Genomic DNA, 15520 nt, shown 5'->3' with positions numbered 1-15520 from the left:
CCCAAGCTAGTCATCCACTCAGATCAAGGGTGGCATTATCAGCAGGCTCAATACCGTCACAAACTTGCCGCACGAGGTGTGAAGCAGAGCATGTCCCGCAAAGGCAATTGCCTGGATAATGCGGCGATGGAAAGCTTCTTCGGCACGCTCAAGTCGGAGTTTTTCTACCTGAATCGCTTTGAGAGTGTCGAGGAACTAAAAGCGGGACTGGATGAGTACATTCACTACTACAACCATGACCGCATCAGGCTGAAACTCAATGGCCTGAGCCCTGTGAGCTACAGGACTCAGACCACTGGCTAAAACTGTCCAACTTTTGGGGGGCAGTCCACCCTGTGGGAGCGGCCTTGTGTCGCGAAAGGGCTGCAAAGCAGCCCCAGAAAAATCAATGCGGTGCGTGGAACTGCGAAGCCAACTCGCGCAACAGGTTCTCGGCCTCGAGCACCTTGTTCACCACATCCTCCGCCTTGTCCCGGGTAATCCCCAGGCGCTCCAGCAACGCGTCCGGGATCTCCTCCATCGGCCCCGAACCAATGCCTCGCGAGCGCAGCAAACGGGTGGCCAGGCACACCAGGTTGGGGAATGCCGAGTACTCGCCGTCGTAGGCCGGGTCGTGCTGGAAACGCAGCGCGGTCGACAGCTCTTCCGGCATGTCCCATAGCTTCATCAGCCAGGCGCCGATCTGTTCGCGGCTGATGCCCAGCAGGTGCTGTTCCACGTAGGTGTGGTTAAGGTGCGGGTTCACCTCCAGGTGGCGGCAAATCAGCGAGAAGTGTGGTGGGAACACATGTGCCAGCAGCAGGTAGCCGAAGTTGTGCAGCAGCCCGGCCAGGTAGGTAAGCCCGGCCTCGGGGCGTTCTGCCCTCGGCATGGCACGGGTCAGGCCTTCGATGATTGCAGCGGTGTAGATCGACTGCTGCCAGTACGGTGTGGCCTGCTGCGGGTGGTCTTTAGGCAGACTCAAGGTCTTGCCCAGCGCCAGGCCCAGGGCCAGGTTGATCACCAGGTCGAAGCCCAGCACGCGCACGATGGCATCTTCCACCGAGCGGATCTTGCCGGGTGAGGCGTAGTACGGCGATGCCGCCCAGCTCACCACCTGGGCCGCCAGCGCCGGGTCGGTTTCGACCACACCGGTGATGTCATCGATGCTGGCGTTGGGGTCTACCCGCAGCTTGATGATCTTTTGCGCGGTATCGGCCAGCGGTGGGATCTCGATGGTTTCTTCCAGGCGCTTCTGGATGCGTCGGGCCGTGAAGGCCTGCACGGCATTGGTGATTTCCCGGGTGTCGTCATCGGGGCGGTCGAGGTTGGGGCTGATGGCCTCGACTTCCTGGCCGAAGCTGCTGGCGCTGGCTTTGGCCAGCATGCGCTTGAAGTGCGCGCGTTCGATTTCCAGCAGCAGGCCGGTTTCGCCCGACTGGATATAGACGGTTTCGGCGTCGAGCAGGCTCTTCTCGTACTGGCACGGTGAGCTGGTCAGCGCCGGAATGCCTGGCAGGGCCTTGAGCTGGTGTTTGTCGAGCATCTGCTTCAAGCGCGGCACCGACACGGCGGTGAGCTTGCGCCCGGTCAGTTCGGCCAGGCGGTTGAGGTCCAGCAGTTGGCTCTGCGGGAACAGCACCATGAGGGCGCCGACCTCGTCGTCGAGAAGCACTGCCTGCACCCGCGAAGCCGCAGGAAGGTGCGGGTGCTCGGCCACCTCGCGGTAGGCGACGCCGACCTTGTCGAGCAGCAGCCTGATGACAGAGGGTGCGTGTGGGGTTGCGGTGTCCAGGGCAACTTCAGTCATGGTCCGTATCCACTGATTCTTTTAAACGCGAAGTATAACCAGCCTGCGAGCAAATCTGGATCCATTCTGGGACTGGCGTCACACTTGGCCATATTGCTGGCCATGACGCAGCCAGCGGTCGAGCAACGGGCTGACGTGTTCCGGCCAGCGCGCGATCAGGGCCTGGGCGGCGTCGCGCACCGCTGGCAACAGGTCGGCGTCACGCATCAGGTCGGCGACCTTGAACTGTAGCAGGCCGGTCTGGCGGGTCCCCAGCATCTCGCCCGGGCCGCGCAGCTCCAGGTCCTTTTCGGCGATGATGAAGCCGTCGTTGGTCTCGCGCATGATCCCCAGGCGCTCGCGGCCGATCTGCGACAGTGGCGGGTGGTACAGCAGCACGCAATGGCTCACGGCACTGCCCCGGCCAACCCGGCCGCGCAGCTGGTGCAACTGGGCCAGGCCAAGGCGCTCGGGGTTCTCGATGATCATCAGGCTGGCGTTGGGCACGTCCACGCCTACCTCGATGACCGTGGTCGCAACCAGCAACTGCAATTCACCGGCCTTGAACTGCGCCATGATCTCGGCTTTCTCCGCAGGCTTCATGCGACCGTGGATCAGGCCCACACGCAGTTCACCCAAGGCGCTGCCAAGTTCTTCATAGGTGCTTTCGGTCGCCTGGCAGGTGAGTTCTTCGGACTCTTCGATCAGCGTGCATACCCAGTAAGCCTGGCGGCCCTCGGCGCAGGCGGCGCGCACCCGCTCGACGACCTCGAAGCGACGGCTGTCGGCCACCAGCACCGTGTTTACCGGCGTACGCCCGGGCGGCAGTTCGTCCAGTACCGAGGTGTCCAGATCGGCGTAGGCGCTCATGGCCAGGGTGCGCGGAATAGGCGTGGCGGTCATGATCAACTGGTGCGGGCACAGCTCGCCGGCCACGCCCTTCTTGCGCAGGGCCAGGCGTTGCTGCACGCCAAATCGGTGCTGTTCGTCGATGATCGCCAGGGCCAGGTGCTTGAACTTCACCTCTTCCTGAAACAGCGCGTGGGTGCCGACCACCATCGGTGCGCCGTTGGCGATCTGCTCCAGGGAAGCTGCCCGGGCCTTGCCCTTGAGCTTGCCGGCCAGCCAGGCCACTTCGATGCCCAGTGGTTCGAGCCAGCGCTTGAAGGTGATGTAGTGCTGTTCGGCGAGGATCTCGGTGGGTGCCATCAAGGCCACCTGATAGCCGGCTTCCAACGCCTGCAGCGCGGCCAGCGCGGCGACCACGGTCTTGCCTGCCCCCACATCGCCCTGCACCAGGCGCATCATCGGCTCGTGCTGGCTGAGGTCGTAGGCAATTTCGTTGGCCACCCGCTGCTGCGCGCCGGTCGGCTGGAAGCCCAGGTTGGCCAGGTACTGCGCTTGCAGGCGTTTGGCCTTGGGCAGTACCGGTGCGCGCAGGCTACGCAGGCTTTCACGCAGGCGTTGCTGCGACAGCTGGTGGGTCAGCAGTTCTTCGAAGGCCAGGCGGTGCTGGGCCCAGTGCTGGCCTTCGGCGAGCTCGTCGAGGTCGGCATCGGCCGGCGGGTTGTGCAGGTAGCGGATGGCATCGTCCAGCGGCGCCAGTTGGTAGTCCCGGGCCAGCTCGTCAGGCAGCCAATCAGGCAGGCTGCGCGGGCCAAGCAGGCCCAGACTCTGCTGGCACAACAGGCGCAGGCGTTGCTGGGTGAGGCCTTCGGTGGACGGGTAGATCGGTGTCAGAGTCTGCTCGACCGGGGGCGGCGGTTCGTCGCCATTCAGTGCGCGGTACTCCGGGTGGTAGATTTCCAGGCCCGAAGCGCCGGGGCGGGCTTCGCCGTAGCAGCGCAAGTGGGTGCCGCGCTTCAGGCCTTCTTTCTGTGCGTTGCTGAAGTGGTAGAAGCGCAGGCTCAGCACGCCACTGCCATCTCCCAGTCGCACCACCAGGCTACGTCGCTTGCCCATGGTCACGTCGGCGCCGCTGACCACGCCCTCGATCACGGCATCCTGGCCGGGGCGCAATTGGCCAATCGGCACCACGCGGGTGCGGTCCTGGTAGCGCAGGGGCAGGTGGAACAGCACATCCTGCAGGTTCTCCAGGCCGACCTTGGCGAGTTTTTCCGCCATGGCCTCGCCAACGCCCTTGAGTACCGTGACCGGGACCTTCGACAGCTCACTCATGACTCAGGCCGGTTGTTCCGCAGGGGCTTTGGCGACCGAGCACAGGCGGATCGAGTCGGCGAGGATCTCGATGGCCTTCGGCCGCGGGAAGCTGGCACGCCAGGCGATGGCCACGGTGCGGAACGGCGCCGGCGCCGTCAGCGGGCGGACCTCGATGATGCCAGGGGCGTAGTGGTGGCTGTGCACCGCCGACAGCGGCAGGATCGAAACGCCAAGGCCCGATGCCACCATATGGCGGATGGTTTCCAGCGAGCTGGACTCGACCGTGGTGTGCTTGGAGCCTTCGCCGCCCTTGTTCAGGGTCGGGCAGGCTTCCAGTACCTGGTCGCGGAAGCAGTGGCCCTCACCCAGCAGCAACAGGCTCTTGTCATTGAGCATGGCGGTGTCGATGGTCTTTTTCGCCGTCCACGGGTGGTCGGCCGGCATCAGGGCGCAGAACGGCTCATCGTACAGCGGCAGGGTCAGCACGTCGGCTTCGTTGAATGGCAGGGCGATGATCACCGCGTCCAGTTCGCCATTGCGCAGCTTTTCGCGCAGTACGTGGGTGAAGTTTTCTTCGATGTACAGCGGCATCTGCGGCGCTACGCGGTGCAGTTGCGGAATCAGGTGCGGGAACAGGTAGGGGCCGACGGTGTAGATGGCGCCGACTTTGAGCGGGGCGGTCAGCTGGTTCTTGCCGGCCTGAGCCAGTTCGCGAATGCCTTGGGCCTGCTCCAGTACCTTCTGCGCCTGGGCGACGATGCTTTCGCCGACCGGGGTCAGGCGCACCGCGCTCTTGCTGCGTTCGAAGATCAGAACGCCAAGCTCATCCTCGAGCTTCTTCACACCGACCGACAGGGTCGGCTGGCTCACGTGGCAGCGTTCGGCGGCATGGCCGAAGTGCTGTTCCTGGGCGAGTGTGACGATGTAGCGTAATTCTGTGAGGGTCATAACGTGCGTCCATGAAGTTGCGGGCCCAGCATAGCGGCTGCAATCGATAGACGCACGTTATCAGACTTGCCGATTTGTGACAGAAACAAAAGTCTCAGCGGCGGTCCAGCGAGTAGACGAACGGTGCCACGACTTCAATCGTGCCATTGTTCAGCAACTCGGGTGGCGGCTTGGGTACCGTGCCGGCCCGACGGATCATTTCCAGGGTCGCCCGGTCCAGTGCGGCACTGCCCGAACCACCAGCCATGGCGTACGACACGACCTTGCCTTCGGCATCCACCACGAAGCGCAAGCGGTTGATACCCTGCAGGCCGCGACGACGCGCGTCTTCCGGGTAACGCTTGTACTTGGCCAGGTGCCGCAGCAGGTCACTCTGCCAGGTTGGCAGGGCGTTGCTGTTGGACGCAATGCTCGGCGCCGGTGCCGCGGATTTCTGCGGTGGCGTGTTGCTGGGCGGTGCGTCTACCGTTTGCTCGGTTGGCGGTGCTTCCGTCGGCGGCTCAGGCTTTTTCTCAGGCTTGGGCGGCTGGGGCTTGGCCTTCGGCTTGGGCGGCTTGTGCACGGCGATCTTGGGTTTGGGCGCTTCCACCAGCTTCGGCAGCGGCAATTCTTCAACCGGTGCCGGTGGCTGTGGAGCCGCTTTCGGTGGCGGTGGTGGCGCAGGCTCCGGCAACGGTGCCAGCTCGACCATCATCGCTGCCGGGGGCAGTTCGATGGCCTGAGGCACCGACCAGTTGAGCGTCAGCAGCACAGCGACCACGTGCACGCCCAGCACGATCAGCAGGCTGCCACCGTAGCGCGCCATGTTTGAGCGCGGTTTCGTCATTTCTTGGCTGCCGTCTCGAGACCTACCAGACCGACCTTGAGGTAGCCGGCCGCGCGCATGTTGTTCATCACTTCCATCAGGTCACCGTAATCCACGCCTTTGTCAGCCTGGAAGAAGATGGTGGTTTCCTTGTCACCCTTGGTCTTGGCATCGAGCATCGGGCCAAGCTGGTCGGGTGCAGCAACCTGATCGTCGCCGACGTACAGCTTCTGGTCGGCCTTGACGCTGACGAACACCGGTTTCTCGGGCCTCGGCGCCGGTTTGGCGGTCGAGGCCGGCAGGTCGACCTTGATGTCGACCGTGGCCAAGGGGGCTGCGACCATGAAGATGATCAGCAGCACCAGCATCACGTCGATGAACGGCGTAACGTTGATTTCGTGGTTTTCGGCGAGGTCGTCGCCACCTTCGTTGAGATGCAGGCCCATGGCTTACCCCACTTTCACCATGTGCGGGGCGGCGCGATCGCTGCCCTGGTGGTCCAGGTCACGGCTGACCAGCAGCAGTACCTGAGCGGAGGCGTCGGACACCTGGGCCTTGTAGCCAGCGATGGAGCGGGCGAAGACGTTGTAGATGACCACAGCCGGGATTGCAGCGACCAGGCCCAGGGCGGTGGCCAGCAGGGCTTCGGCGATACCGGGAGCAACCACGGCCAGGTTGGTGGTCTGGGTCTTGGCGATGCCGATGAAGCTGTTCATGATGCCCCATACAGTACCGAACAGACCTACGAACGGCGCAGTGGAGCCGATGGTGGCCAGGACGCCGGTGCCGCTACTCATGGTACGGCCGCTGGCATGCACCAGGCGCTCCAGACGGAAGCTGACGCGCTCCTTGATGCCTTCTTTTTCGCGGGCGTTGGCCGACAGGCGCATCTCTTCGAGGGCGTCGTGAACCAACGTGTGGGCCAGGGTGCCTTCCTTGTTGGAGACTTCGCTGGCTTCTTTCAGGGTGGTGGACTTCTTCAGCTGGGCGATCTCACCACGCAGGCGACGTTTGGCGCCCATCAGTTCGAAGCCTTTGGCAATCCAGATGGTCCAGGTGATGATGGAGGCGATAGCCAGGCCGATCATGACGATCTTCACCACGATGTCGGCGTTTTTGTACATGCCCCACGGGGACAGGTCGTGGGCCATGCCCAGGGACGTGTCTTCAACCAGTGCATCGGTAGCGGGATCAACCACTACCTGCGAATCTGCCGGGGCGGCAGCTTGTGCTTCGCCAGCGGGAGCCTGGCCTTCCACTGCCGGTGCCGCCGGGGCAGCTTGAGTAGCCGGAGCAGCCGGAGCGGAAGCAGCGGCTGGTGTAGCGGCATTGGCGGTTGGCTCATCGGCCATGGCCACCGGGGCCAGCACCAGGCTGAGTGTCAGCGCGGCGATGGCGCGCCAGGCGCGCGACGGGGTTGGCGAAGCGGAAGGTTGAGTACGTGTCATGCTGGCCGGACCTGATGAAGAAAAAGTGGACGTTCTCCAAGGCCTCGAGATAGGCCGAGAACAAATTGGTCGCCATTATTGCAAGTAATTCTTGTTAACAAAAGTAATCTTGTTGCTTTTTTCGCCTATGGTCTAGCCGCCCATCGTGTAGCGTGGCCGGGCTGATCAATTGGTCTAGGGAGTTTTGTGATGTCAGACCTATCCGTGATGGTGGTGGGATGTGGTGATGTAGGCGGGCGTTTTGCCAAACAGATGCTGGCCAAAGGCTGGCAGGTAAGCGGCCTGCGCCGTTCTGTCGGGCAACTGCCTGCGGGTATTGCACCGGTTGCCGCCGACCTTGCCGAACCGTCGATTCCGCAAGCCTGGCCGCAGGGTTCGCTGGACTACCTGGTGTACTGCGTGGCGGCCAGCCAGCACGACGAGGCGGGTTACCAGTCGGCCTACGTCGACGGCTTGCGCCATGTGCTGGCGTGGCTGGCCGAGCGAGGCCAGCGCCCGCGTCGCCTGCTGTTTGTATCGAGCAGCAGCGTGTATGCCCAAAAAGACGGTGAATGGATCGAAGAAGGTGCGGCCACCGAGCCTGAAGGTTATTCAGGGCGGGTGATGCTGGAGGCCGAGCAGCTGGCGCTGGCCAGCGGCATTCCGGCAAGCGTGGTGCGCCTGACCGGCATCTATGGCCCAGGCCGCGAGTGGCTGCTGAGCCAGGTGCGCCAGGGTTACCGCGTCGCCGAGGAGCCGCCGCTGTATGGCAACCGTATTCATGCCGAGGATGCTGCCTGCCTGTTGGCGCACCTGCTGCAGGCCGATGCCGACGGCAAGGCGCTGGACGACTGTTACATTGGCGTCGATGACGACCCGGCTCCGCTGGCCGATGTGGTGGCCTGGCTGCGAGCATACATGGGGGTTACCGAGTGGTCCGATGAGCAGCGGGTGCGGCGTACTGGCAGCAAGCGCTGCAGCAATGCCCGGGCGCGGGCGTTGGGCTGGGTGCCGGAATATCCGAGTTACAAGGAAGGGTATGCCGCAATCCTTGAGGGTAAAAACCAACCCTGATTTCACGCGGCACTGTGGGAGCGGCCTTGTGTCGCGAAAGGGCCGCACAGCGGCCCCAGGATTTCAGCATTGCCGCCAAGATTGTTGGGGCTGCTTCGCAGCCCTTTCGCGACACAAGGCCGCTCCCACAGGGACCGCGTTCGGATTTAGTTCTGCTCCAGCACCCACTGGCGCTTGCCCGCCGCCAGCTCCGGCATGTCATCCGGCTGCGCACGGTTCACCGCCTGGAAAATCTCCAGCTTGCCGCCATCACGCTTGATGATGAACGGTGCGCCACGCTGGTTACGCTCCAGCCACAGGCTGTCATTGCTGCCGCCCATGGTCGCGCAATCGCCCGCCAGGCACAGGGCGAAACGGTCTGGCCCTGGCAGGCCGGTGACGTTGCCGGTGTCGCTGAAGCGCACGCTGGCACCTTTGCCCTGGCCTTCGGTGATCTTCCAGTCGCCGCCCAGGTAGGCCTGGTACAGCGCCTTCTCGAAGCTGCTACCCAGCGGGGCATTGGCGGTAGCCGGTGCCTTGGCGCGTACGAAGGTCTGCTTGGCTCCGCTTTGATCAACGGTCAGCAGTTCATCGCCATCAAGCGACAACTGCTCGGTCTGGCCACCTTCGAAGCTGGCCTGCCACTGCTTGTCGTTGGCGCTCAACTGGCCGTCAGCGGCCTCGAAACCATTGCTGTAGCTGGCCTGCTGGCTGGCAACGTCGAGTTTCCACTCGAACACCGGGCCGTGCTCGTTCAGCGCCTGGCGCAGGCTGCTGCCCTTGACGGCCGCAGTGATGGCGTCCTGGTTGATCCAGGTGCCGTTGAAGTCTTCGGGTTTGTGGCTGGCGCAGCCGCCCAGAAGCAGGGCTGCCAGTGCGAGGGGCAGTGCTTGACGCATGAGGGAATAACCTTGCAGAAGAGGGAGGGGTGACGGGCAGGGTGCCCGTCACCGGGGGCATCATTCGATGACCAGGATGGCGTCCATTTCGACCTGGGAGCCTTTCGGCAGCGCGGCAACGCCGATGGCGGCGCGGGCCGGGTATGGCTGCTCGAAGTAGCGGCCCATCACCTCGTTGACCTTGGCGAAGTGGCTCAGGTCGGTGAGGAAGATGTTCAGCTTGACGATGTCCTTGAACGAACCGCCAGCGGCTTCAGCCACGGCCTTGAGGTTTTCGAACACTTGCACGGTCTGGGCTTCGAAGCCTTCCACCAGCTCCATGGTCTTCGGGTCCAGCGGGATCTGGCCCGACATGTACACGGTGTTGCCGGCCTTGATCGCCTGCGAGTAGGTGCCGATGGCGGCAGGGGCCTTGTCGCTGTTGATGACGGTCTTGCTCATGATGACTCCTTGCGGTTGGCGGACTACGTACGCATGCGGGTGATGCGGACCACACCGGTCAGGGTACGCAGCTTCTTGATCACACGCGCCAGGTGCACGCGGTCGTGCACGCTGACCACCAGTTGGACCACGCTGATACGGCCGTCGCGTTCGTCCATGCTGATCTTCTCGATGTTGCCGTCGGCGGCGTTGACGCTGCTGGCCAGCAGGGCGATCAGGCCGCGCTGGTGCTCCAGTTCGACACGCAGTTCGACATTGAACTCGCCCGTGATGTCCTTGGCCCAGGAGAGTTGCACGCACTTCTCCGGGTTGTGGCGGATTTCACTGATGTTGCGGCAGTTCTCAAGGTGCACGACCATGCCTTTGCCAGCCGACAGGTGGCCGACGATCGGGTCACCCGGGATCGGCGTACAGCACTTGGCGTAGCTCAGCACCAGGCCTTCGGTACCACGGATCGCCAGCGGGCCTTCCGGCGCTGGCAACTGCTCGCCTTCGGCCGACAGCAGGCGACGTGCAACCACGTAGGCCATGCGGTTGCCCAGGCCGATGTCTTCGAGCAGGTCTTCGATGAGTTCCAGGCGGTACTCGGCGAGAATCGACTGGATGCGTTCCTGGGGGATTTTCTCCAGGCTGCTGTCGAAACCGGTGAGCACCTTGTTCAGCAGGCGTTCGCCCAGGCTGATGGACTCGGACCGGCGCTGCTGCTTGAGGGCGTGGCGGATGTGCGTGCGCGCCTTGCCGGTGACCACAAAGTTGAGCCAGGCCGGGTTCGGCCGTGCGCCCGGTGCGCTGACGATTTCCACCGTCGAGCCGCTTTGCAGCGGCTCGGACAGCGGCGCCAGGCGGCGGTTGATGCGGCAGGCGATGCAGCTGTTGCCCACGTCGGTGTGCACCGCGTAGGCGAAGTCGACGGCCGTGGAGCCTTTGGGCAGCTCCATGATGCGGCCTTTGGGCGTGAACACGTAGACCTCGTCCGGGAACAGGTCGATCTTCACGCTCTCGATGAATTCCAGCGAGTTGCCGGCACGTTGCTGCAGTTCGAGGATGCCCTTGACCCACTGGCGGGCACGGGCGTGGCTGCCCTTGGGCTGCTCGTCGTCGTTGGACTTGTACAGCCAGTGCGCGGCAATGCCGTTGTTGGCCATCTCTTCCATCTCGCGGGTGCGGATCTGGATTTCGATGGGCACGCCGTGCATGCCGAACAGCGTGGTGTGCAACGACTGGTAGCCGTTGGCCTTGGGGATCGCGATGTAGTCCTTGAAGCGACCGGGCAGCGGCTTGTACAGGTTGTGCACGGCGCCGAGCACGCGGTAGCAGGTGTCGACCTTGTCGACGATGATGCGGAAGGCGTACACGTCCATGATCTCGTTGAAGGCGCGGCGCTTGCCACGCATCTTCTTGTAGATGCCATAGAGGTGTTTCTGCCGGCCGCTGACCTCGCCCTCGATGCCGTCGGCGGCCAGGCAGTTGGCCAGCGAGTGCTCGATCTTGGCGACGATCTCTTTACGGTTGCCGCGTGCGCTTTTCACCGCCCGGTGAATCAGCGACGAGCGCATCGGGTGCATGGCCTTGAAGCCCAGGTCCTCGAACTCCACGCGCACGGTGTGCATGCCCAGGCGGTTGGCGATGGGGGCATAGATTTCGAGGGTTTCCTTGGCGATGCGCCGGCGCTTTTCGCCAGACAGCACTTCCAGGGTGCGCATGTTGTGCAGGCGGTCGGCCAGCTTGACCAGGATCACGCGGATATCGCGAGCCATGGCCATGGCCATCTTCTGGAAGTTTTCGGCCTGAGCCTCGGCCTTGGTTTCGAAGTTCATCTGGGTCAGTTTGCTGACCCCATCGACCAGTTCGGCCACGGTCTCGCCAAATTGCTGGCTGAGGGCTTCCTTGGCGATGCCGGTGTCTTCGATCACATCGTGCAGCATGGCCGCCATCAGGCTCTGATGGTCCATGTGCATGTCGGCGAGGATGCTGGCCACGGCCAGCGGGTGGGTCACGTAGGGCTCGCCGCTGCGGCGGCGCTGCCCGTCGTGGGCCTGTTCGGCGTAGAAATAGGCGCGGCGGACCAGGTTGACCTGTTCGGGGCCAAGATAGGTCGACAGCCGTTCGGCCAAGGCTTCTATACCCGGCATGGGTTCACCTCCTGCGGAGGAAGAGGGCCTTGCGCCGTGCGACGTCGACCTGGCATCAATCAGACAGCCTCGTTGTTCTCGTCCTCGAACGCGGCGAACACCGGATCCTCGGTGACGATCTCTTCAGCGGCGATGAACTCGTTGGTGACGATGCCTTCGGCGATTTCACGCAGGGCAACAACGGTTGGCTTGTCGTTTTCCCACGCAACGCGTGGCTCTTTGCCGCCGGTCGCCAGCTGGCGAGCGCGCTTGGTCGAGAGCATGACCAGCTCAAAGCGGTTATCCACGTGTTCCAGGCAGTCTTCAACAGTTACGCGGGCCATGGTCTTCCTCAGTAGCAAATGCGGTGGGCGTGCAGCCCAGTAATGGGCAGGCGGACTCGATAGTTTAAAAAATCACCAGCCAATAGGGAAGCGCTGTTTTGTCGGGTGGATCGGTGTGGAATTCTTCGCGGGCACGCCCGCTCCCACAAGTCCTGCACATTTCTCACCGCCGCCGCTATACCTGTGGGAGCGGGCAAGCCCGCGAAAGGGCCGGAACAGACACCCTCACTGCTTGATCCTGACGATAACCTCAGAGCATCGCGCCACGCAACCGCGGCGTCAGCTCTTCGAACAGCGTCTGCACCGAGCGCAATGCCCGGCAGTCCGGCCGGGTCAATAGCCACAGTTGGGTGTCGCAGCCGGCCAGCGGCCCACTCAACGCATCCACGCCGGGCAAGGCATGCACCATATAGTCCGGCAACGCCGCCACGCCCAGGCCGGCGGTGACCAGCTGGGCGATGGTCGACATGCTGCTGCACTGGTAGCGCGGGCTTACCCCAGGGTGCTGCTGGTTGCGCCAGACCACTGTAGGGTGGTCCACCATCGAGTCATCGGGGGCGATCCACGGCACGTTGGCGGGCGACTCGGCCAGGCGCTCGCGCCACTGTGGCTGGCCGCAGACGACATAGGAGGTAGAACCCAGGTTGCGGCCCACCAGGTGCTCCGGTGGCGTGTTGGTCAGGCGCAGGGCGATGTCGGCATCGCGTCGGCTGAGGTTGGCAAACGTGTTGGAGGTGCCCATCTCCAGCGATAGCGCCGGGTAGTTGGGCATGAACTCGGCCAGCGCCGGCAGCAACAGGCTGTGCATCACCGCCTCGGTACAGGTCAGCCGCACCGTGCCGCTTACCACCTGCTCGCCACTGGTCATGGCAATGCGCGCCGCCTCCAGCGCCTGTTCGGCACGTTCGGCCTGCTCGGCCAGCGCCTGAGCGGTGTCGGTCGGCAGGTAGCCCTTGCGGCTCTTGACGAACAAGGCGGTGCCTAGCGCCGACTCCAGCCGGCGGATCGAGCGGAATACTGTCGAAACATCGACTTTCAGCAGCTCGGCGGCCTTGGCCAGCGAGCGGCCCCGCTCCAGTGCCAGGACCAGGGAGAGGTCGGCGTGGGTAATCTGATATTGCATTGGTGCACGCTCTGCTTGCCGAATTGCCAATGTCTGTTGCATCAGGGCCATTTTATAGTGAAACGGCCCCCCGGAATCAATGCGCCCGGTCGGGTAACCAGTCCCCACGATGGGAAAGTGAAAAGAACAACAGCTGCAACCATCGTCGCCCGTGAGGCGCCAGCCGTATCCCACATCGCCGCAGCACATCAAAGGATGTACACCATGACGTCGGTAACCCCGTGCGCCAGTTCTTCCAGCGAGATGAATGACTTCCTCCAGGCCCATCCGGACACGCAGTATGTCGACCTGCTGATCTCCGACATGAATGGCGTGGTACGTGGCAAGCGCATCGAGCGGGCCAGCCTGCACAAGGTGTACGAGAAGGGCATCAACCTGCCCGCATCGCTGTTCGCCCTGGACATCAATGGCTCCACCGTCGAGAGCACCGGCCTTGGCCTGGACATCGGCGATGCCGACCGCATCTGCTTCCCGATCCCGGGCACGTTGTCGGACGAGCCGTGGCAGAAGCGCCCCACTGCCCAGTTGCTGATGACCATGCACGAGCTGGATGGCCAGCCGTTCTTCGCCGACCCGCGCGAAGTGCTGCGCCAGGTGGTGAGCAAGTTCGACGACCTGGGCCTGGATATCTGCGCGGCGTTCGAGCTGGAGTTCTACCTGATCGACCAGGACAACCTCAACGGTCGCCCGCAGCCGCCGCGTTCGCCCATTTCCGGCAAACGCCCGCAGTCGACCCAGGTGTACCTGATCGACGACCTCGATGAATACGCCGACTGCCTGCAGGACATGCTCGAAGCCGCCAAGGAGCAAGGCCTGCCCGCCGACGCCATCGTCAAGGAAAGCGCCCCGGCGCAGTTCGAAGTCAACCTGCACCACGTGGCCGACCCGCTCAAGGCCTGTGACTACGCGATCCTGCTCAAGCGCCTGATCAAGAACGTGGCCTACGACCATGAAATGGACACCACGTTCATGGCCAAGCCCTACCCGGGCCAGGCAGGCAACGGCCTGCACGTACACATTTCGTTGCTGGACAAGAAAACCGGCAAGAACATCTTTGCCAGCGATGACCCGTTGCAAAGCGACACGCTGCGCCACGCCATCGGTGGTGTGCTGGAAACCATGCCGGCGTCGATGGCGTTCCTGTGCCCGAACATCAACTCCTATCGCCGTTTCGGCGCGCAGTTCTACGTGCCCAATGCGCCAAGCTGGGGCCTGGATAACCGCACCGTGGCCGTACGCGTGCCCACCGACAGCAGCGACAACGTGCGCCTGGAGCACCGTGTGGCCGGCGCCGACGCCAACCCGTACCTGATGCTGGCGGCCATCCTGGCCGGCGTGCATCACGGCCTGACCAACAAGGTCGAGCCGGAGGCGCCGATCGAAGGCAACTCCTACGAACAGCTGGAGCAAAGCCTGCCGAACAACCTGCGCGATGCCCTGCGCGCGCTGGACGACAGCGAAGTCCTCAACCAATACATCAGCCCGGACTACATCGACATCTTCGTGGCCTGCAAGGAAAGCGAACTGGCCGAGTTCGAAGTGTCGATTTCCGACCTTGAGTACAACTGGTACCTGCACACGGTGTAAGCCCATGAGCGCAACTGCGGTCCCCTTGATCGGTGTCAGCGCCTGCCGCCAGCAGGTGGGGAAGAACTCGTCGCACACGGTAGGCGATAAGTATGTCGAGGCGGCCGGCTTTGCCGGCTTGCCGCTGATCTTGCCGGCCCGCGACGGGGGCAGCGACACACAGGCGCTGCTGGCCCGTCTGCACGGCATTGTTTTTACAGGCTCGCCTTCAAATATCGAACCGCATCATTACAATGGCGCCCCCAGCGTGGCGGGTACCCGGCACGACCTGGCGCGTGATCGGCTGACCTTGCCACTGCTGCAGGCGGCGATTGCCGCCGGTGTGCCGGTGTTCTGCATTTGCCGTGGCTATCAGGAACTGAACGTGGCCCTTGGCGGCAGCCTGCACCAACGCGTGCAGGAGCTGCCTGGCTACCTTGATCATCGCGAACCTGAGGACGCACCCCTGGAGGTGCAATACGGCCCTCGTCACCCGGTCGGCATCGAGCCTGGCGGGTTGTTCGAGCGCCTGGGCCTGGCGGCGCAGTTCGAGGTCAACTCGCTGCACAGCCAGGGCATCGACCGCCTTGCCCCAGGCTTGCGCGTCGAGGCACGGGCCCCGGATGGCCTGATCGAAGCAGTGTCCATGCCCGATGCGCCGGGCTTTGTGCTCGGTGTGCAGTGGCACCCGGAGTGGCGCTTCAACGAAAACCCGGTCTCGCTGCGCCTGTTTCAGGCGTTTCGCGAGGCCTGCATTGCCTATGCAGCACGGGAGGGCGCACGGCAGGAATGATTCTGACGTCAGCCGAAGGTCTCGGATGACTTGTCCCCGACAGCAAGCTTTCAATGAGTGAAAGCGGGCCTTGTACGCAAGG

The 15520-nt window shown here is 63.6% G+C and carries 15 protein-coding genes; 4 read left to right on the top strand and 11 right to left on the bottom strand.

Annotation, left to right across the window (positions count from 1 at the left end; all coding sequences use genetic code 11):
• Positions 1-303: IS3 family transposase (locus tag N436_RS20685; RefSeq protein WP_146232681.1), on the top strand; the 303-nt coding region annotated here is incomplete at its 5' end.
• Between the two features lie 82 nt (positions 304-385).
• On the opposite strand, the gene N436_RS20680 is transcribed toward N436_RS20685, so the two are convergent.
• From N436_RS20680 to exbB, 6 genes are all read right to left on the bottom strand, one after another.
• Complete coding sequence (locus N436_RS20680; RefSeq protein WP_105947152.1) at positions 386-1789, bottom strand: aminoacyl-tRNA deacylase and HDOD domain-containing protein; 1404 nt, start codon at positions 1787-1789, stop codon at positions 386-388.
• Positions 1790-1867: 78 nt separating this feature from the next.
• Positions 1868-3946 carry an ATP-dependent DNA helicase RecG gene (recG, locus tag N436_RS20675; protein ID WP_110741830.1) on the bottom strand — a complete coding sequence of 693 codons (2079 nt, stop codon included), beginning with the start codon at positions 3944-3946 and terminating at the stop codon, positions 1868-1870.
• A 3-nt stretch (positions 3947-3949) separates the two neighbouring features.
• The gene (locus tag N436_RS20670; RefSeq protein ID WP_016712714.1) at positions 3950-4876 is read right to left on the bottom strand and encodes a hydrogen peroxide-inducible genes activator; all 927 of its coding nucleotides are present in this window, start codon (positions 4874-4876) and stop codon (positions 3950-3952) included.
• Between the two features lie 94 nt (positions 4877-4970).
• A complete protein-coding gene (locus N436_RS20665; RefSeq protein WP_105947153.1) occupies positions 4971-5702 on the bottom strand; it encodes an energy transducer TonB in 732 nt (243 codons plus the stop codon).
• Positions 5699-6127, bottom strand: a complete 429-nt coding sequence (exbD, locus tag N436_RS20660) for a TonB system transport protein ExbD (protein ID WP_003253367.1) — start codon at positions 6125-6127, stop codon at positions 5699-5701. The genes N436_RS20665 and exbD overlap by 4 nt, the downstream gene beginning before the upstream one ends.
• A gap of 3 nt (positions 6128-6130) precedes the next feature.
• Positions 6131-7129, bottom strand: coding sequence for a tonB-system energizer ExbB (gene exbB, locus N436_RS20655; protein ID WP_105947154.1), 999 nt, complete (start codon positions 7127-7129; stop codon positions 6131-6133).
• Between the two features lie 189 nt (positions 7130-7318).
• On the opposite strand from exbB, the gene N436_RS20650 reads away from it, so the two are divergent.
• Positions 7319-8182, top strand: coding sequence for an SDR family oxidoreductase (locus tag N436_RS20650; RefSeq protein ID WP_105947155.1), 864 nt, complete (start codon positions 7319-7321; stop codon positions 8180-8182).
• A gap of 146 nt (positions 8183-8328) precedes the next feature.
• On the opposite strand, the gene N436_RS20645 is transcribed toward N436_RS20650, so the two are convergent.
• The 5 genes from N436_RS20645 to N436_RS20625 all read right to left on the bottom strand — a co-directional run bounded on the left by N436_RS20645 (position 8329) and on the right by N436_RS20625 (position 13079).
• The gene (locus N436_RS20645) at positions 8329-9060 is read right to left on the bottom strand and encodes a hypothetical protein (RefSeq protein WP_105947156.1); all 732 of its coding nucleotides are present in this window, start codon (positions 9058-9060) and stop codon (positions 8329-8331) included.
• Positions 9061-9120: 60 nt separating this feature from the next.
• Complete coding sequence (locus N436_RS20640; RefSeq protein ID WP_003253379.1) at positions 9121-9501, bottom strand: RidA family protein; 381 nt, start codon at positions 9499-9501, stop codon at positions 9121-9123.
• Positions 9502-9524: 23 nt separating this feature from the next.
• Complete coding sequence (gene spoT / locus N436_RS20635) at positions 9525-11633, bottom strand: bifunctional GTP diphosphokinase/guanosine-3',5'-bis pyrophosphate 3'-pyrophosphohydrolase (protein WP_016712710.1); 2109 nt, start codon at positions 11631-11633, stop codon at positions 9525-9527.
• A 59-nt stretch (positions 11634-11692) separates the two neighbouring features.
• Positions 11693-11956 carry a DNA-directed RNA polymerase subunit omega gene (gene rpoZ, locus N436_RS20630; protein ID WP_003253383.1) on the bottom strand — a complete coding sequence of 88 codons (264 nt, stop codon included), beginning with the start codon at positions 11954-11956 and terminating at the stop codon, positions 11693-11695.
• Positions 11957-12206: 250 nt separating this feature from the next.
• Entirely contained in the window at positions 12207-13079 is an 873-nt protein-coding gene (locus N436_RS20625) for a LysR family transcriptional regulator (RefSeq protein WP_105947258.1), read from the bottom strand.
• Between the two features lie 204 nt (positions 13080-13283).
• Between N436_RS20625 and N436_RS20620 the strand changes: the two genes are divergently transcribed.
• Positions 13284-14666 (top strand): glutamine synthetase family protein, encoded by a 1383-nt coding sequence (locus N436_RS20620; protein ID WP_003253387.1) that lies wholly within the window; start codon positions 13284-13286, stop codon positions 14664-14666.
• A gap of 4 nt (positions 14667-14670) precedes the next feature.
• Positions 14671-15438, top strand: a complete 768-nt coding sequence (locus N436_RS20615; RefSeq protein ID WP_110741829.1) for a gamma-glutamyl-gamma-aminobutyrate hydrolase family protein — start codon at positions 14671-14673, stop codon at positions 15436-15438.
• Positions 15439-15520 lie beyond the last annotated feature (82 nt).

The organism is Pseudomonas sp. RV120224-01b, assembly GCF_003208145.1.
Taxonomy (GTDB): Bacteria; Pseudomonadota; Gammaproteobacteria; order Pseudomonadales; family Pseudomonadaceae; genus Aquipseudomonas; species Aquipseudomonas monteilii.
The sequence above is the reverse complement of the archived record's forward strand: the minus strand, read 5'-3'. Positions and strand labels throughout refer to the sequence as shown.